The organism is Lachnoclostridium sp. An169, assembly GCF_002160525.1.
GTDB classification, from domain to species: domain Bacteria; phylum Bacillota; class Clostridia; order Lachnospirales; family Lachnospiraceae; genus Mediterraneibacter; species Mediterraneibacter cottocaccae.
In genome coordinates, this window is the sequence record NZ_NFKT01000020.1 from 16,076 (window position 1) to 32,294 (window position 16,219).

A 16,219-nucleotide genomic window follows, 5' to 3' on the forward strand; every position below is an offset into this window, starting at 1 on the left:
AGGTTTCTTTGCAGCCGGACGGATTACGGATTTTCTCCTTTTCTCCGCCCGGAATCTTGTCTTCTCTGCCAGCCCTAACGTCTTGCTTTTCTAAACGTAACTGCTGCAACTACTGCAAGTACAACAGCTGCTCCGAGCCAGAACATCCAGACAGATGGCATACCTGTCTGCGGAGATGTACCTACTGCGGTATCTGCTGCGTTCTCATTTACATCCGCGATGATAGCAACAGGGGAGAGATCTTCAAATGTGGCCGTGATCTCCTGATTGTCATAGTCCACATCATCCGGTGTGATCACTTCCCAGAGGGCTCTCTCTGTACTGAAGTGAAGGATACGCACATTCGTCATTGCCGTTGTCAGTGAAGGTACTGACAGCGTAGCGACATAACGTCCGTCTGCATCCTGCACGCCGCCATCGACCGGAACCAGGTCAAAGAACTGGGTAACCATGCTCTTGCCTTCAATTTCCGTCTCCAGAGCGCCAATCTGCTCTTCCGTCATGTTCAGCGTCTCAGTTCCCGCGGAGACGATCTCACGTACCTTCTCTGCAAGGTCCTGAAGTGGTGTGCTGCCGGAATTGATCTCCATGATGGCTTCCACGGTCTGCGGCGCAGTCTCTATCGTATCGGCAAAGGTTTCCTCTGAAGCTTCATACACTTCGTATCTGCCGGTGGATTCGCCGGAAATTACGACGTCTGATGTTCTGCTTCCTGCTGCGAAAACCGTTGCAGCCTGCGATACAATAAGTGCAGCTGCCAGAATCGCGCCAAAGATTTTTTTCTTCATGTCCACTCACCTTTCCTTTCTTTTTTTATTGTTCTATAGAAACCAGCACGCCCTGCACCAGAAATCTATGGTCACGCTGGCTGCCATAGCAGGTTGATAATGTGACGATCTTATCGTCACTGTCCACATTCATGGACGTATCGATACAGGAACTCATATCCCTCACTGAGAAAATATTGTCCAGATACTGCTGAAAAACGCGCGGATTCTGGAAATCAAAGCTCCTGAGCAAATGTCGGTTGTCATAAGGATACGCTGCAAATATCTCGTAATGCCTGATCGCGTCCGGAGTGTAGATAATGATCTCCTTATTTGCGTCAAAAAACGCCCTGTCATCATATTCAAGGAGCGACCGGAACATAGATCCGTTTTTCATATCATGTCCATAGATCACAGTGTTCGGATCTTCGAAATCTTTACTGTTGTAATTTTCTGTAAAAATAGCTCCCTCGGTCTTCTGCTCATGGTCAATGGTATGGTTCAGATAATAACCGTTGTCATTCTCTCTTTGCAGGACCGGATAATCAATGGGCGTACCCGGCACAGTAATCCAGGCGTACACGTCCGGATTTCTCTCCTGGAGCGTCTCAAAATCAATGGGAATCTCCACGGGGTCATCCGGCACATCCACTTCCGCTGCCTCCGCCGGATTTCCGGCTTTGACAGACTGGCGGATCTCGTCGTAGACCGCGCCCGCATTCTGTTCCTGTATGTACAGATATATTCCCACGCCCGCACAGATAATAGCTGCTATGAGTATTATTATCCCTATTACTTTATACGCTCGCTTCATGTTTCTCCCACCTGTACCCTGCCGGGTTGGTGCCGGAATCTTACCATTTCACTTACGCCTCCCTGTAAAATGTCTCGATGATCTTCTGATAAAGAGCGTCATCATCGACATGGTACTCATCGTACATCTCACCTTCCGAGCCTTCCCCGGGGACTGTCCATCCCTCATTTGTATTGCCGGAAGATATACCTTCCATTATATCTAAAAACTGATCGGTTCCGATGTTCGTCACCATATAGGGTTCGAGAGCTGTATACAGTTCTGTCACGAACCCGGGATCAGTAGAAAACCGTTCTGTCGCCGCCTCACCAAAAGCACGGATATATTCTTCCTGGCGCTCCATCCGGCTGATGGCGCTCTGGCTTACCGTAATATCCCGATAGCGGACGAATGTCTCCGTCATCTCAGGTGTGAGCGTAACCTGTGCTCCCTCCTGATACTGCGGATCAATATTTTCAAGGCTGTCATTCGGGACAGTAACCGTCACCGTTCCCACGCTTTGCGTAAGCACCGGGATTCCATCCATGTTAATGGAGCAGTATCCCTGAACCGGAAGTCCATAGAAGAGATCCGACACCGCGTCTTTTGTCAGTTCGCAGCTTTCATATCCCCCGTCTCCATAAGCATAGGACAGGCTGATGTGATCTTCCACTGTTCCGAGATCCTGCCCGCCCGGACCGTATACCTGAATCCGGGTCATGGTATCTCTCGGTATGGATATCACGGTTGCTTCCGCCTCCACGCGGTCCCAGGATACCAGATAAATTGCATCCGCCTGCCCGGCATTTGCCTGACCGATTGCCGTTGCTTCCTTCTCGCGGTTATCCACTCCCATGAAAAGAAAATTGCTCAGATGATCATTATAATTATACTCTTTTCCGTTCCAGACCACATCTGCCGAACTTGAAGTGCCGCCTGTTTCCGCTGCAGTCTGCGAAGTCTCATCCTGCCGGATGGTATTCCACACCAGTATTCCTCCCGCAGCCACGGCGATAACCGCCGCACAGACCGGTATCATCCACAGCTTTTTTTTCTTTCTTCCTGCCATATTTCCGCCTTATCTTACCTGTTATTTTCCAAATTTCCCGTGTACTGTCCTATCTTTTATCTGAGCCTGTGTAATGATAGTAATGGTTATATTTCGAATAATACTTGTCCTTCTTTGTATCCACCTTATTGAGCACAGCTCCCAGAATCCGGCAGCCGCTCATCTCAAGCTGCTCTTTCGCCTTCACGGCGATCCGGTAGCTGACAAGCTCACTCTCGATAACAAGAACCGCTCCGTCGCACTGCTTTGCCACAATCGCCGCGTCGATCAGGCTGCCGATGGGCGGCGTGTCGATCAGGACGTAATCATATCCGTCCCTCGCGCTTTTCACAAGCAGGGCGAACGCCTCCTGCTCCAGAAGTTCCGACGGGTTCGGAGCTACCGGCCCGGCAAATATGATATCTACATTTTCGAAATTCGTCTGATAGATAATGTCGCTGCCGCCAGTCTGCCCGCTCAGGAACTGGGAAAGTCCTTCTACTTTCTGCTTGACTCCGTATCTCGTAATAAATGTGGACTTCCGTATGTCTGCGTCAATTACCAGCACCCGTTTTCCCATCTTTCCGATCTCCATGGCAAGCTGGAACGTCACATCGCTTTTCCCTTCATTCGGATAACAGCTCGTAAATGCGATCGTCTTCACTTCCATTCCGGTAAACTGTATATTGGTACGGAGGGTCTTAATGGACTCTTCATAAAAGTAATCCGATTTCTTCGGGTCGTTCATAATTACTTTTTGTTCTGCCATTTTTCCTGCCTCCTTCTCTTCTTTCTCTTCTTCTTCTTTGAAGCCTTTCCGGAGATATAATCCTTCCTGTCAGGTATGTTCGCCAGGGTCGGTATTCCGAGGTATTTCTCAATATCGTCCTCCGACTTGATCGTATCGTTCAGGATCGTCATCAGCACGATGACTCCCGCCGCAAGCACAAAACCTGCAATCGCTCCGAGCATCACATTTTTCTTAAGGCTGGGGCTTGTCTGTGCCGTTGGCACTTCTCCCTCCTCAATGATCTTTGGTCCGACAATCTCCATCTGGTCTCCGATAAAATCGGAAGAAACCCTGGACAGGGTATCTACAATCTCCTTTGCCATCTGCGGATCGGAATTTGTCACCGTAAGTTCCAGAATCCGGGTATCTTCCGGATTGTTGATCGTCACATTGGACCGCAGTGTCCGGTAATCCATCTCCAGACCAAGTTCGTCAATCACATCCTCCAGTACTGTCCGGCTCTTGATCAGTATACTGTAGTCGCCGGTGAGCTGCGTGCCGATCTGAAGGTCTGCCAGTGAGGAGAGGGTCGTCTCCTTTGTAAGTACGAGCATTGTAGAAGTTGCACTATAGACCGGGGTAATCAGCAGCTTTGTATACGCGCCTGCGATCACGGCTCCTGCCACAAGCGCGGCCAGAATGATCAGTATTCTTTTCTTAAGAGCAAAAAACAGTTCTCTCAGATCAATCTCAATCTCATCCTCGTCATGTGTCTTTCCCATACCTTTTTTCCTTTTCTGTTATATTTTTTCATCTCGAATGATCTTCTCTGCGTTGCCCCGCAGGAGATTCCTCATATATCGCTGGTCCAGCTTTTTCCGCATCCATCTGACCGCCGCTTCTGTCTCCGGCTTTCTCAATGTTACGTCATGCATATCTGTTCCCATAAAGTGTATGTACTGTTCCCGGAGCATTTTCCGGCACCAGCGGACTGTCTCATTCATCCAGTTTCCGGATACAGAAGAGAAATTCATCTGCATATAAGCCCCCTGTCCGGTCAGTTCCTCGAGCCGCTCTTCATCCCGCAGCGCCCGGTAGCGCTCCACATGGGCGAGAATCGGTGAAAAACCTTCCATCACCAGTGTCCGCACTGCACGGAGGATCTCAAGATAAGAGGCTCCCGGATAAAATTCTATGAGGACATAATGGCTGTCTGCCATGGTGAGAAGTTCTCCCTGTGCGATCATTCCCGGTACATTCTCGGAATAAAGGATCTCCTGTCCTGAATGAATCCTGATCTCCAACCGTTTCTCCCGGCTCATTTTCTGAAGTTCTCCGCACAGCTCCCGGATTCTTTCCGGGCAGTTATTTTGAAACCTTCTGCTGTAATGAGGCGTTGCAATCACTTCCCGGATTCCCTGGTGTCTCGCTTCTTTCAACATATGTAACGCAGCTTCCGGAGAGGAAGCTCCGTCATCAATTCCCGGCAGAATATGGCTGTGTATGTCTATGATGTCTTCCACCCTCATATCTCCTTTGTTCCGGACGTATACTGCCAGGATCATTCTCTCCCGACTAATTCAGCCTTTTAATTAGCCGTAAGGTGGATATATCCGTATTACAATATACGCCAAAAGCTCAGAACCCTGTTAATTACAACCGGATGCTGACCTTTTCTGAAGTAAAAAAATATTATCTGAAAAAGCTGCACAATTTCTCACGCCTGCTTTTTCACTAAACAAGAATAACACCTCTCTACAGGAAAAGTCAATAGCTTAACATTCTTTTTACGTAATTCGACCCGGTTCTTACCATGTATGCACAGCTTAGGTTTTACCCCCCCCCCTAAATTTACACACATCTACTTCTTCATCTTCGGTTCGAAAATAAACGACGCCAGATATCCGAATATCAGTGCTGCTGATATTCCCACTGCGCTCGCTTTGAATCCTCCCATGAAGATTCCGATAAATCCGTGTTCATCTACTGCTTCTTTCACCCCCTGCCACAGGGTGTTTCCGAATCCCAGCAGCGGCACACCCGCCCCGGAACCGGCGAACTCCTTAAAGGGTTCATAGATATTGCAGAATCCCAGCACAGCGCCGGTACATACAAGGAGCACCATGACTCTTCCGGGCATCAGTTTTGTCCGGTCCAACAGGATCTGCACTGCCGCACAGATCAGCCCTCCGGTGATAAACGCGATAACATATTCCATCTTTTTCCCGCCTTTCCATTGATTTTCAGTTATTTTCGCAGTGCTCGAGCACAATGCCGTGGGCGATTCCCGGCACGCTTGCGCCTTCGTTGTAGCTCACGGTAGACATGAGCGCCCCGGTGGGTACGAACAGCACTCTCTTCCATTCTCCCTTTTCAAGTTCAGGCAGAATAAAAGAGGCGAGTGTCACCGCCGCACAGCCGCAGCCGCTCCCTCCGGCGTGGGTATCCTGGGTCTCCTGGTCGAAAATTGTCATACCGCAGTCGATATGTTTCTTCCTTATATTATATCCTTTCCCTTTTACCAGATCGAAAAGGATAGACTGCCCCACGTATCCCAGATCTCCGGTTATGATCTTGTCGTAGTCTTCCGCTGTTCTTCCCAGGTCTTTAAAATTCTGCACGATTGTATCCATCGCCGCGGGAGCCATACAGGCGCCCATATTCTGGGAATCTTTCAGGCCGTAGTCCACGATCTTCCCTACTGTAACCGCAGTGATCTTTACGTGGCTTTTCAGCGTCCCGTTTTCCGCACCTACAAGGAAAGCTCCGCTTCCGGTCACGGTCCAGTGCGCAGACAGCGGTCTCTGGCTGGCATACCCCAGCGGAAAGCGAAATTCTTTTTCTGCACTTCCGAAATGGCTGGATGTGACGGCGAGCATATATTTCCCGTACCCCGCAGCCGCGCTCATGGCGGCAAGTGCCAGAGCTTCCCCGGATGTGGAGCAGGCGCCGTACAGACCGAACATGGGAATCTGCAGTGCCTCCACGCCCATAGAGGTGGCGATTCCCTGGCGGAGCAGATCTCCTCCGAAGAGATAGCGCACCTCATCTGCGGTTACATGTGCTTTTCCCAGTGCCAGGACGCAGGCTTCCTTCTGCATGTTGCTCTCCGCCTCCTCCCAGGTGTCCGCCCCGAAGAGATCGTCCTGATTCGTCATGTCAAACAGTTTGCCCAGAGGTCCTTCTGCTTCCTTGCTCCCCACCACGGAGGCTGCGCTTAAGATATAGGGCGCCCGTGCAAATACCAGACTCTGGCTTCCTCTTATCTGATCCATAAGTAATCCCCGTTTCTTCATATTTAATATTTCTGTTTTAATATTTCTGTTTCGTGTTTTATTATCCGCAGGCTTCCCGGAATTTATCCATAGAATTTTCCCCATCATTCCTCTGCGCATATTTTCATACTTTCCGGATACTATAAAGAGCAGGAAGAATATATTTCTGCCGAGATCGGTAAGGAGGGAGTTTTATTGGATAACATACAGAAAATGAAACAGGAAAAGCAGTACGAGGAATATGTAAAAAAGAAAACGCCGAGGCATAATGTCTGGCTTAACATGCTCAAGGCATTTCTGCTCGGCGGACTGATCTGCCTGATCGGCCAGGCCATCACCCACTACTGCGAAACACAGGGGCTTGGAAGCGAGGAGACAGCCGCCTGGACATCCCTGGCACTGGTGTTCTTAAGCGTGGTTCTCACGGGAACCGGCATCTATCCGCGCCTGGCGAAATGGGGCGGCGCCGGAGCGCTCGTTCCGATCACCGGATTCGCCAATTCGGTGGCGGCGCCTTCCATCGAATATAAGAAGGAAGGGCAGGTATTCGGCATCGGATGCAAGATCTTCACCATCGCCGGACCGGTGATCCTCTACGGGATCGTCACCAGTTGGGCGCTGGGGCTGATATACTGGGTGTGGGGGCTGGTTATAAGATAGGCGCCCTATAGGGCGCCACTTAGCTTTTATGATATATATAATTATCTAAACAAATTAATTGGCTTATATCATCTGGTAAAGTGATATTATTAAGATTTAATCCTTTTGCCACATGCTTCACCGTAAAATAAGTTGTATCACTAATGTTTTTTTCAAGAATCGCCAAAACCTGCGAAGGTGCAATTGTTAGCTTTTTGATATCTTCAAGCAACGCGGAAGATGGAACATACACGTCCTCTTCCTGTCTCAATCCAAGACAAAAATTGACGCCACCTATTAGTTTATCTACAAAAAGATAGGGCCTGACACCATTATAATCCCCACTGATTTTTGTTATTTTTGTTATATCCATCAACACGGGCAGTGCCGCTAATTTTAATTGAGTTGTTCCGTCTGGCTTAAATCTAAATTCATGCGTGCCTAATTTATTTTCTATGCATTTTCTATAGAAATTTTGGGACTGATTATGTAACACATTACCATTCTTATCTATTAATTCCAATCCAGTCAAATGCTGATAATTTCTCTCATGAAAAACAACTTCTATATATCTAATTTTATTGTCTCTTCGTTCTCGGTAAATAATAATCAATTTCTTATTCAGAAGCTTTTTCTGATATTGTTTGGCACAATTTAAAACTTTTTTTCTTGCATCTTCTTTCGTAAATTGCATAACCTCACTGAAAACTCCTATATAAATTCAAAGAGAGAGTAATAACACCATTGTGCTACATACCCTCTCTTTATGGCTAATTTTAGTGTTGTCTGCCAACGACCAGCAAACTGCTGGTATACATGCCGGATTTTAGTGTTGTCCGCCAACGGTCAATCCTGTGACTGACGAGCATTTCAGATTTAAGTGTTAGCCCACTAAGAAAAGCACGCTTTTCTTTATCTATAATATATCCAGAGAATTTTGTTTTGTCAACACGTATTTAAAAGAAAAATTTCCCGTTACCACCCCCGCCAGAAGAACAGCCCTGCCCCCAGTCCTTTCCCCAACGCCATACTGATCACGAACGCAGTCATGTACCGCACGATCTTCAGCCTTCTCATAAAGACCGGGTACACGTTGAGGATCTCTGCCAGGGCCATAGCCCAACAGCCGGTAAATATTCCCGCAAATATGCCATAGACGGCAAACAGCGGATCGCCAAGGGGAATCCGGATCTGAAATACATAGACCAGATTCCCCAGGATTCCGCCCAGGGCAACGCAGTCTTCATAAAGAAGGATATGTTCTCCCGTGTGGGTCCGGTCGGCAAAATCCGCCACCACGCCAAGCTCCACAATAAAGGAAAACAGCCCTGCCGCCACTGCCACGCCTCCGCTAATTCCGATCACTGCCAGGAGGCACTGTGCTGCCCATTCCCACATCGATCTCCTCTCCTTTCCTTGCCGAGTCCTCAATCAGGGTTGTCTGGATATCATTTTCATACAGCCGCATCTGCACTTCCATGGGCGTCGGATCCACGGTAAAGCGCTTCTTTCCGAAATGGTTGAAAAAGATGAGGATGCCGGCCGTCAGCCCTATGGAATAGGAGATCTCCAGAACCGTGAAGCCATCCGAAGGAGTCCCTGTCACCAGTTCGTGAATCTGGTCGAAAAGCTTCGTCACATCCACATCGTTATTGAAAGCCATAATGGAGAATGCCGAGCCGAAGAATGTCACCACCGCCACAAACACGGCTTTGAGGATGTGCCAGAAAAAAGCAGGAGTTTTCTGATCCTCGTAAGTGATAATGATATCCGTCTCCCCCAGATTCTGCACCTCCGCCTCCGGGTATACTTCATGGATGCACTCGATGACCCGCAGAATCGAGACCACGCATCTCTGCTGCCCGGTCTTTTTCATTTTCACGATTTTAAGCGCGCGCACCCTCGCCAGGACCGCCCGGTTCGTACACTCGATGGAGAGGATATCTCCCAGGGTAACGTCCGGCTTTGTGACTTCCACATCCCGGTCTCCCTTAATATAAAGAGTCACTGCATTCGCTGACATACTCTTCCACCTCCGGTTCCCGGATCAGAAATCCTTCGTCACTGGGCTGCTGAGGCGAGCTCAGATAGTAGAGGATCCCGACAACCACTGCCGCCAGGACAATGACCAGCAGGCAGATCCACACTTTTCTGCGTCCGTTTTCCATATCTTCTCTACATCCTTTCCGCATATTCTCTGTGTGTTATCTATTATCCGGATTTTCCCGGAAAATATGTGATCATCGGGACATTTTGCGCAGATTTTCAATGATCCGCTTCTCCATCCGGGATACCTGGACCTGAGAGATGCCCATGATCTTTCCCACATCGGACTGGGTGCGGTCGGCAAAGTAGCGCAGATATATGAGCTGCCTTTCTCTGGAGTTAAGAGTCTCCAGGAGCTGTCTGAGCAGCATCAGGTCCAGAATTTTGTCTTCTTTTCTTTCTTTTTCCTCGATTTTATCGAGAAGGCGGACCTCGCTGCCCTCTTTCTGGTGAACCGGGCGGTACAGGGATTCCACCTCACCGCCTGCCTCCATGGCCTGTACGATCTCCTCTTTGTCCACGTTCATCTCGCAGGAAAGCTCGTCCAGGGTAGGTTCCCTCCCCAGTCTGTCGGTGAGCCGTTCCCTTGCCTGGAAACTTTTGTAGGCCAGTTCTTTCAGGGACCGGCTCACCTTGATCATCCCGTCGTCGCGCAGGAACCGCTTGATCTCTCCGGAGATCATGGGGACTGCGTAGGTGGAAAATTTCACATCATAGGATATGTCAAATTTGTCGATGGCTTTCAGAAGGCCGATACTTCCGATCTGGAAAAGGTCCTCCGCCTCGGCGCCGCGCCCGTAAAACCGCTTCACCACACACCAGACAAGGCCCACATTTTCTTCCACAAGCTGTTCTCTTGCTTCTTTATCCCCGTCGTGTGATTTCCTGATCAAAGCGATTGTGTGGTCCATAACTCCCTTCCTTTTCCCACGGTTTTCTTCATCTTCACTCTTGTTCCCTTTCCCTGCTCCGACTCGACTTCCACACTGTCCATGAATGCTTCCATAAATGCAAATCCCATGCCTGAGCGGTCCTGCTCCGGTTTGCTTGTATACATGGGGCGCATGGCCTCTTCCACATCCCGGATACCACAGCCCCGGTCGCTGACTTCCACGTACAGCACGTTGTCCTCGATCCGGCAGCGGATGCACACTTTCTCCGTCTCACTGTCATACCCGTGGATAATGGCATTTGTCACCGCTTCCGAGACCGCGGTCTTGACATCCGCCACCTCTTCCACCGTTGGGTTTAACTGTGTCATAAAGGACGCCACCGCCACCCTGGCAAATCCCTCGTTTGCCGACCTGCTGTCAAATCTGATCTCCATTTCATTGGTATTTTTCATGGCTTCTCCTCCTCATATATCTGCATGATTTTTGCGGCTCCCGAGAGAGTAAGGATCTTGCGGATCCTCTCGTTTGCGTGAACTGCCCAGACCTCTCCCCCGATCAGACAGATTGTCTTATACCTTCCCATTATTACCCCTATTCCGGAACTGTCCATAAAATCTGTTTTCTCGAAATCAAAGATCACATACTTGATGTGATTCCGGTCGATCACCGCGTCCGCCTCCTTCTTCATCTCTTCTGCGTTGTGATGATCCACCTCTTTCGGCAGATAGATCGTCAGACAGTTCTCCTGCACCTGATATTTCATGTTACTCCTCCTCACTTTCCGAATCCGGTCCTTCGCCCCTGCTGCGCCGTTCGCTGCCCGTTGCCCGGCAGATATCCGCTCATGCAGGCATGGCGGCTGCCGGGCATATCGCACAAAAAAAGAAGGACATGTTCTTCACACATCCTTCTCATTCGTATCTGCACACCGGACCGCGGTGTCTTATTCTTCTGTATCTTCCGGATTATTCCGCAGCGCCGCCGGTGTCCGCACCGTCACCGGTTCCTGTGTCAGTTCCCGCACCGGCTGCCGCCGACTGGGCGATCGTATCCAGATTGGTCTGTGCCTCCGCCGCATATTCGGAATCTCCGTACTCGCTGACTACACGCTGGAAATATGTGGTGGCATTTTCTGTGTCCCCGTTTCCGAGATATGCCTGTGCCAGGCGGAACAGTGCCTCTCCGCCGTTATATGTGGAATCCATCTGCACCACTTTTGCCAGGTAGGTAACCGCGTCCGCATAATTCTGCGCATCCAGCGCATTGGTTCCGCTGCGGAAGTTGGTACGGCACGCATTGGGATAAATATCCGATGCAAGCTCATCATAGAGCGCCTGCCCCTCTGCCCCCAGACTGTCCCTGGTAATGGTGAGAAGCGTATCCGCCAGAGTCGCATCCGAGTACTCTCCGGAACGGTTCTGATCCGACACAGTCAGCAGGCTCTCGTAACTGGCTGATGTGGCTTGCGCCTTTGCAGTCGCCGCGGCAGCGTCATCTCCTGCGGCACGGTACTCGTCCAGCGTCCTCGTCTGGGCGCTGATCTGCGCCTGAAGGGCGTCAATCTGTTCGCTGTATTCCCGCATCTGGCTGTTCATCCGGTCAGACTGGGACTGGTGAACGGCAGGAGCCACAAGGAACCATATGATCGCCGCCCCGATGGCAGCCCCGATGAAAATGTTTGCCACTGCCAGGTGTCCCGCCATCTCCCGGATAGCGGAATGTTTCGGCTGAATGATGGTCTCATTGCCAAGGCTGTACTCCACGGCGTCCTCTTTCTTTTTCTTCTCCACCTTTCTGCCCCGTCCGCCTCTCTGGCGAGTCAGCTCGTGGAGGTAGCGCAGTGTCGTCTCATTTGCGGTATCCAGTTTTCTCGCAGTGCGCAGCACCTGCCTCGCACGGGAGTACTGCTCCGTATGCAGGTACAGAAGCGCCAGGAGCTGCTGTGCTTTCAGCAGGGTCGGGTGGGTCATAACCACCTTCTTCAGCTGGATGATCGCCAGGTCCTCCCCGTGCTGCCTGCAGTAGCCCAGGCACTGGTTATATTTCTTGATCGCCTGGTTCATGGTCTCCAGCTCATTAGCCGAAGACTGCACCGTGCGGATATAGTAATCCGCAATGTTGTCCCTGGGGCGGAGATTCTTGCTTATGATCCACTCCACCAGGGCCTCGGGCACTTCCCCGATTCCGTAGTATACAAGTCCCAGAAGATTTCTCGCCGCAATATTCTCCCTGTTATACTGCAGGCTGTGCCGCAGAGATACGATCGCCCCCGACATATCGCGTATCTGCGCCTTTCTCAGTCCATCATTGTACCAGTAGTTGGACTGGTACACGATTTTCTTCGCATAATCCATTTATACTCACCATTATCTTTCTAACTTCATCCGACGCGTTATTTCTGCTTCTTCTCCATAACTTCCCGGATCAGATCCGTCATATCCGACAGATCTTCCTGGTAAACTGCATCTTCAATCTCCTCCACCTCAAGGCTCGGTTTGAATTTTTTCAGTTCTTCTTCGTAATTCAGCATCTATGCATCCTCCCGGATCAGTTCCTTAATCATCCCTGTCAGGTACAGCGATCCCAGACACCACACCCGGCGCCCGTTCCGGTTCTGCCGCGCATATCCGAGCGCTTCCGGCAGATCGGTAATCACCATGACAGGCTTGTCCGTATGTTCCCTGAATATCCTGCCCAGCTCTTCCGCATCCGCAGCCCGTCCGTCCCGGATCCGCGTGACAATATAGAGATCCGCATCCATCCGGCTGCAGAGACAGGATATCATCTTCCTGTAATCTTTATCCTTCACCGCAGAAAAGAGAACGATATTCCCTCTTCCGTCTTTGGGGACACTCTCCACAAACGCCTCCACAGCGCTGATATTGTGCGCCCCGTCAATGTAAATATCCGGCAGGATCTCTTCCATCCTGCCCTCCCACTTCACTTCTGCAAGAGCCTCTCTCCACCGGTCCCGGTGTCCCTCATCCCCGAAAAGATAACGCATGGTCTCCATGGCAAGCATGGCGTTCCCCGGCTGGCAGAGTGCTATATTGTTCAGTGTCCACGTGGTATTTCCATAATAAGCATTTGCACAGGAAAATGCAATACGTTTATTCTCAATTCCGAGAATTTCGTACGCGTCTTTCCCGATTTTTTTACAGAAACTGTGCCGCGCGGCAGCCGTCTTTTCGATAACGCTGTCGCTTTCCGGGCAGGTTTCCGCGAAAAAGACGGGCACTCCTTCCCGGATGATCCCCGCCTTCTCCCCGGCGATTTCTGCCAGTGTATTTCCCAGATACTGCATATGGTCCATGCCGATGGATGTAATCACGCAGGCTTCGGGCCGATCCACTGCAGTGGTGGCATCCATCCTTCCCCCCAGTCCCGTTTCCAGGACGGCATATTCCACGCCCTCCCGGGCGAAAACAGTCATTGCCATGCCGAAAAGGAACTCGAAAAACGTAGGATGTGAAAGTCCTTTCTCCTCCATCCGCTTCACCTGTGCATAAGTATCCCCAAAGGCTTCACAGAACAGATCGTCGCTGACGGGTATCCCGTCAACGGCGATCCGCTCATTGATCTTCACAAGATGGGGCGATGTAAAACGCCCGGTTTTCTTTCCTTCGGCGCGCAGCATGGCGTCCAGGTAAGCGCACACGGACCCTTTTCCGTTTGTTCCCGCCACATGGAGCACTCTGCATTTTTCCTGGGGATTTCCCAGATATTCCAGGAATGTCCTGGTATGCTGCGCGTCATTTTTTTTCGTAAATCTGGGAATGTCCAGAATGTATTTTACCGCCTCATCATAAGTCATCATTGTTCATCCTCATCTCCGCTGACGAAAGCCTGACGTCCGTTCTCCACGGTGCTGTCATCCGGCATCTCCGTCAGGGTTCCGTTTGTATACTGGTACGTCTTCGACGTGCGGAAGATGGTATTGCTGGATCCCACCTGGGCAACCATTACCGTATCGCCATCGCTGATCTGGGAATCTGCCAGGTCAAGCCGGGTATTGTTCAGGAATTTCGTACTCTGTTTTTCCCCATTGATGTAGACTTTGCTCTGCTTGGTAAAGTTGGCGCCGTAGATGCTGTATGTCCCGTCGAGCTGTGTCACAAGCTCCGTGATCCCGGCATCTTTCACACCCATGACCATATGTCCCTCGGTAATCGGCTCGCCGCTCTCTTTATAGACATACTGATCGCCGTACATGATGTCGTACTGCAGAAGCTCCAGGTCTGCCAGGTAATTCTTGGTCTGCTTTCTCTGCTGGTGGTAGTTGAACACCGTACCGGAATGGATATCCAGACGGTCAAACACCTCCGCCATGATCTGGTATGCGGCGATGTTTTCATCGATTTTCTCCAGCCCGATATTGTCCCAGATCACATAGTTTGTATTGTAGAGATAACGGCTCTTTAAGTCCTTCGCCTCCAGATTCATGGTGGGGAGATGGTCTCCGTAGAACACGATCACGGAAGGTTCGTTTCTGGACTCCACGGCCTCAATGAGCTGTCCCACGAACTTATCCATCTCATGCACCTGGTTCACATAGTATTCCCAGGAGTTTCTCGCTCCCTCATCCTCCACTCCGGTGACAATGATCTCCGGATCTTCCAGAACCGGCTCCGTGGGATACTCGCCGTGTCCCTGCACGCTGATGGTAAAGACGAAATCCTGTCCCTCGGTGGTGTCCATGGACTCCATAATATTGGGCACGAGAATGTCATCCGTCGCCCATCCCTCCGGGGTCGTCTGCAGGATATTCATAAACTCCTTGCTTGTGTAGTGGTCAAAGCCCATATTGTTGAACACCTGGGCACGGCTGTAGAAATTGCCGCCATTGTTGTGGAGGGCTTCCGCACCGTACCCGAGACTGGTCAGGGCCGTTGCCGCGCTCTCCAGGGTATTCGTCTTCACATAAGTCTTATACGGGTACTCACCGGGACCGAAGTAGCGCATGCTCATGCCGGTGAGAACTTCAAACTCCGTGTTTGCCGTTCCCGCACCTACGGACGGCACCTTGAAATATCCGGCGGAATACTCGGCGAAGAGTTTTCTCAGATTCGGGATCGGATCCTCGGAAAACCGCAGCCACTCCACCTCCGTGGGGTCAAAGAAGGACTCCAGCTGCACGAACATGATATTCGGCAGCTCATCCGCCGACCGCCCGGTCTCATTTTTCGTAATCTCCCCGTTATTGCTGATTGCGTCCATAGTCTCCTCGCTGTAGTCCGCCGGCTCGTTGATTCCGGTGTTGAAAAGACTTGCGGAAAAGCAGTAAGGGAATCCGTAATCTTCATAGGCAAAGGCGATATTTCCGAAATAGTTGGAGATCACACGCTTGTCAATCGCCACATTGGTCAGCACAAGACAAAGGGCAAAGGAGGCAACAGCACCGATCAGTGCAACAATCCGGTGCATCCGTCCCCGGTACTGCCCGCCTCTTCTCCACATGGAGACAACCCAGAGGATCACCGCCACGATACCGATGATCAGCAGGACCAGCTCTACCGGTGTAAAATAATTTCCTGTCAGCTCAAGGGCGTCGGAGAGGACTTTCAGGTCCTGGGCGTTAAAGGGCGTAACCCTCTTGAACAGAAGGTAGCCGTTGCACGCGCCCAGAAAAAGCCAGAACACACTCAGCAGTATACGGGCGAACACCCGCCGCCGCACCAGGTACACAAGCATAAAGGTCGCAAAAATCAGAAATGCATTGTATAAAAATACCAGCGGCGTCTCCACCATGTAATCCCACGCCGCAAACAGAGAGTGGCGGGAGATCACCTCTATGAAAAAGTTGATAATGCAGGAAAGAACTAACTGCAGCGGCAGGGAAAATATATTCATCCACGCGTAGACCGGCTGCATTTTTTTTGCAAAGGGGCTGTTTCTGCGCGCCTCCAGGATGCGCTGCCGCCTCTCTTTCCTCTCCCGGAACCAGATCCGGATATCCGATGGTTTCAGGTTTCTGACCTTGAAAAAGAATCCTTTTATGTCAGGCTTTTTTATGTGAATGCGCTTCATC

At 50.6% G+C, this 16,219-nt stretch carries 20 protein-coding genes; 1 reads left to right on the forward strand and 19 read right to left on the reverse strand.

Going from position 1 to position 16,219, the window contains the following annotated elements:
- Positions 1–74: 74 nt before the first annotated feature.
- The 8 genes from B5F07_RS13890 to B5F07_RS13925 form a co-directional block, all read right to left on the reverse strand.
- A complete protein-coding gene (locus tag B5F07_RS13890; protein WP_087161883.1) occupies positions 75–788 on the reverse strand; it encodes an LPXTG cell wall anchor domain-containing protein in 714 nt (237 codons plus the stop codon).
- A gap of 25 nt (positions 789–813) precedes the next feature.
- Positions 814–1,581, reverse strand: a complete 768-nt coding sequence (gene srtB / locus B5F07_RS13895; RefSeq protein WP_087161884.1) for a class B sortase — start codon at positions 1,579–1,581, stop codon at positions 814–816.
- Between the two features lie 52 nt (positions 1,582–1,633).
- Positions 1,634–2,629, reverse strand: coding sequence for an LCP family protein (locus B5F07_RS13900; RefSeq protein ID WP_242972534.1), 996 nt, complete (start codon positions 2,627–2,629; stop codon positions 1,634–1,636).
- 49 nt (positions 2,630–2,678) lie between these two features.
- Complete coding sequence (locus B5F07_RS13905; RefSeq protein WP_087161885.1) at positions 2,679–3,377, reverse strand: CpsD/CapB family tyrosine-protein kinase; 699 nt, start codon at positions 3,375–3,377, stop codon at positions 2,679–2,681.
- Positions 3,359–4,120 carry a YveK family protein gene (locus B5F07_RS13910; RefSeq protein ID WP_087161886.1) on the reverse strand — a complete coding sequence of 254 codons (762 nt, stop codon included), beginning with the start codon at positions 4,118–4,120 and terminating at the stop codon, positions 3,359–3,361. Before B5F07_RS13910 ends, B5F07_RS13905 begins: the two co-directional genes overlap by 19 nt.
- Before the next feature lie 18 nt (positions 4,121–4,138).
- Positions 4,139–4,861: a CpsB/CapC family capsule biosynthesis tyrosine phosphatase gene (locus B5F07_RS13915; RefSeq protein WP_087161944.1), complete on the reverse strand. Its 723-nt coding sequence runs from the start codon at positions 4,859–4,861 to the stop codon at positions 4,139–4,141.
- A 338-nt stretch (positions 4,862–5,199) separates the two neighbouring features.
- A complete protein-coding gene (locus tag B5F07_RS13920) occupies positions 5,200–5,556 on the reverse strand; it encodes a SpoVA/SpoVAEb family sporulation membrane protein (protein ID WP_087161887.1) in 357 nt (118 codons plus the stop codon).
- Between the two features lie 25 nt (positions 5,557–5,581).
- Complete coding sequence (locus tag B5F07_RS13925) at positions 5,582–6,613, reverse strand: stage V sporulation protein AD (protein ID WP_087161945.1); 1,032 nt, start codon at positions 6,611–6,613, stop codon at positions 5,582–5,584.
- 195 nt (positions 6,614–6,808) lie between these two features.
- Here B5F07_RS13925 and spoVAC point away from each other — a divergent pair, with 195 nt between their 5' ends.
- The gene (spoVAC, locus tag B5F07_RS13930) at positions 6,809–7,273 is read left to right on the forward strand and encodes a stage V sporulation protein AC (protein ID WP_087161888.1); all 465 of its coding nucleotides are present in this window, start codon (positions 6,809–6,811) and stop codon (positions 7,271–7,273) included.
- Positions 7,274–7,292: 19 nt separating this feature from the next.
- On the opposite strand, the gene B5F07_RS13935 is transcribed toward spoVAC, so the two are convergent.
- The 11 genes from B5F07_RS13935 to B5F07_RS13980 all read right to left on the reverse strand — a co-directional run bounded on the left by B5F07_RS13935 (position 7,293) and on the right by B5F07_RS13980 (position 16,218).
- Complete coding sequence (locus tag B5F07_RS13935) at positions 7,293–7,946, reverse strand: PBECR4 domain-containing protein (protein WP_087161889.1); 654 nt, start codon at positions 7,944–7,946, stop codon at positions 7,293–7,295.
- A 281-nt stretch (positions 7,947–8,227) separates the two neighbouring features.
- Positions 8,228–8,650 (reverse strand): stage V sporulation protein AB, encoded by a 423-nt coding sequence (locus B5F07_RS13940; protein ID WP_087161890.1) that lies wholly within the window; start codon positions 8,648–8,650, stop codon positions 8,228–8,230.
- Positions 8,604–9,275 carry a stage V sporulation protein AA gene (locus tag B5F07_RS13945; protein WP_087161891.1) on the reverse strand — a complete coding sequence of 224 codons (672 nt, stop codon included), beginning with the start codon at positions 9,273–9,275 and terminating at the stop codon, positions 8,604–8,606. The genes B5F07_RS13940 and B5F07_RS13945 overlap by 47 nt, the downstream gene beginning before the upstream one ends.
- On the reverse strand, positions 9,244–9,420 hold the full coding sequence (locus tag B5F07_RS13950) for a hypothetical protein (RefSeq protein WP_191403481.1): 177 nt from the start codon (positions 9,418–9,420) through the stop codon (positions 9,244–9,246). Before B5F07_RS13950 ends, B5F07_RS13945 begins: the two co-directional genes overlap by 32 nt.
- 72 nt (positions 9,421–9,492) lie before the next feature.
- A complete protein-coding gene (gene sigF / locus B5F07_RS13955) occupies positions 9,493–10,209 on the reverse strand; it encodes an RNA polymerase sporulation sigma factor SigF (protein ID WP_087161893.1) in 717 nt (238 codons plus the stop codon).
- Positions 10,188–10,643, reverse strand: a complete 456-nt coding sequence (gene spoIIAB, locus B5F07_RS13960; protein ID WP_087161894.1) for an anti-sigma F factor — start codon at positions 10,641–10,643, stop codon at positions 10,188–10,190. The genes sigF and spoIIAB overlap by 22 nt, the downstream gene beginning before the upstream one ends.
- Positions 10,640–10,954, reverse strand: a complete 315-nt coding sequence (locus tag B5F07_RS13965; RefSeq protein ID WP_087161895.1) for an STAS domain-containing protein — start codon at positions 10,952–10,954, stop codon at positions 10,640–10,642. Before B5F07_RS13965 ends, spoIIAB begins: the two co-directional genes overlap by 4 nt.
- A gap of 202 nt (positions 10,955–11,156) precedes the next feature.
- A complete protein-coding gene (locus tag B5F07_RS13970; protein WP_087161896.1) occupies positions 11,157–12,545 on the reverse strand; it encodes a tetratricopeptide repeat protein in 1,389 nt (462 codons plus the stop codon).
- A gap of 38 nt (positions 12,546–12,583) precedes the next feature.
- Positions 12,584–12,721, reverse strand: coding sequence for a hypothetical protein (locus tag B5F07_RS22850; RefSeq protein ID WP_191403479.1), 138 nt, complete (start codon positions 12,719–12,721; stop codon positions 12,584–12,586).
- A complete protein-coding gene (locus B5F07_RS13975; RefSeq protein WP_087161946.1) occupies positions 12,722–14,005 on the reverse strand; it encodes a bifunctional folylpolyglutamate synthase/dihydrofolate synthase in 1,284 nt (427 codons plus the stop codon).
- Positions 14,005–16,218 carry an LTA synthase family protein gene (locus B5F07_RS13980; RefSeq protein ID WP_087161897.1) on the reverse strand — a complete coding sequence of 738 codons (2,214 nt, stop codon included), beginning with the start codon at positions 16,216–16,218 and terminating at the stop codon, positions 14,005–14,007. The genes B5F07_RS13975 and B5F07_RS13980 overlap by 1 nt, the downstream gene beginning before the upstream one ends.
- Position 16,219 lies beyond the last annotated feature (1 nt).

Bases quoted from the DNA above. Each gene is read 5' to 3' on its own strand.
- B5F07_RS13900 (WP_242972534.1), bottom strand. From the start codon at position 2,629: ATGGCAGGAAGAAAGAAAAAAAAGCTGTGGATGATACCGGTCTGTGCG.
- B5F07_RS13940 (WP_087161890.1), bottom strand. From the start codon at position 8,650: ATGTGGGAATGGGCAGCACAGTGCCTCCTGGCAGTGATCGGAATTAGC.
- B5F07_RS22850 (WP_191403479.1), bottom strand. From the start codon at position 12,721: ATGCTGAATTACGAAGAAGAACTGAAAAAATTCAAACCGAGCCTTGAG.
- B5F07_RS13905 (WP_087161885.1), bottom strand. From the start codon at position 3,377: ATGGCAGAACAAAAAGTAATTATGAACGACCCGAAGAAATCGGATTAC.
- B5F07_RS13950 (WP_191403481.1), bottom strand. From the start codon at position 9,420: ATGGAAAACGGACGCAGAAAAGTGTGGATCTGCCTGCTGGTCATTGTC.
- spoIIAB (WP_087161894.1), bottom strand. From the start codon at position 10,643: ATGAAAAATACCAATGAAATGGAGATCAGATTTGACAGCAGGTCGGCA.
- B5F07_RS13925 (WP_087161945.1), bottom strand. From the start codon at position 6,613: ATGGATCAGATAAGAGGAAGCCAGAGTCTGGTATTTGCACGGGCGCCC.
- B5F07_RS13970 (WP_087161896.1), bottom strand. From the start codon at position 12,545: ATGGATTATGCGAAGAAAATCGTGTACCAGTCCAACTACTGGTACAAT.
- sigF (WP_087161893.1), bottom strand. From the start codon at position 10,209: ATGGACCACACAATCGCTTTGATCAGGAAATCACACGACGGGGATAAA.
- srtB (WP_087161884.1), bottom strand. From the start codon at position 1,581: ATGAAGCGAGCGTATAAAGTAATAGGGATAATAATACTCATAGCAGCT.
- B5F07_RS13945 (WP_087161891.1), bottom strand. From the start codon at position 9,275: ATGTCAGCGAATGCAGTGACTCTTTATATTAAGGGAGACCGGGATGTG.
- B5F07_RS13920 (WP_087161887.1), bottom strand. From the start codon at position 5,556: ATGGAATATGTTATCGCGTTTATCACCGGAGGGCTGATCTGTGCGGCA.
- B5F07_RS13890 (WP_087161883.1), bottom strand. From the start codon at position 788: ATGAAGAAAAAAATCTTTGGCGCGATTCTGGCAGCTGCACTTATTGTA.
- B5F07_RS13965 (WP_087161895.1), bottom strand. From the start codon at position 10,954: ATGAAATATCAGGTGCAGGAGAACTGTCTGACGATCTATCTGCCGAAA.
- B5F07_RS13975 (WP_087161946.1), bottom strand. From the start codon at position 14,005: ATGACTTATGATGAGGCGGTAAAATACATTCTGGACATTCCCAGATTT.
- B5F07_RS13910 (WP_087161886.1), bottom strand. From the start codon at position 4,120: ATGGGAAAGACACATGACGAGGATGAGATTGAGATTGATCTGAGAGAA.
- B5F07_RS13980 (WP_087161897.1), bottom strand. From the start codon at position 16,218: ATGAAGCGCATTCACATAAAAAAGCCTGACATAAAAGGATTCTTTTTC.
- B5F07_RS13935 (WP_087161889.1), bottom strand. From the start codon at position 7,946: ATGCAATTTACGAAAGAAGATGCAAGAAAAAAAGTTTTAAATTGTGCC.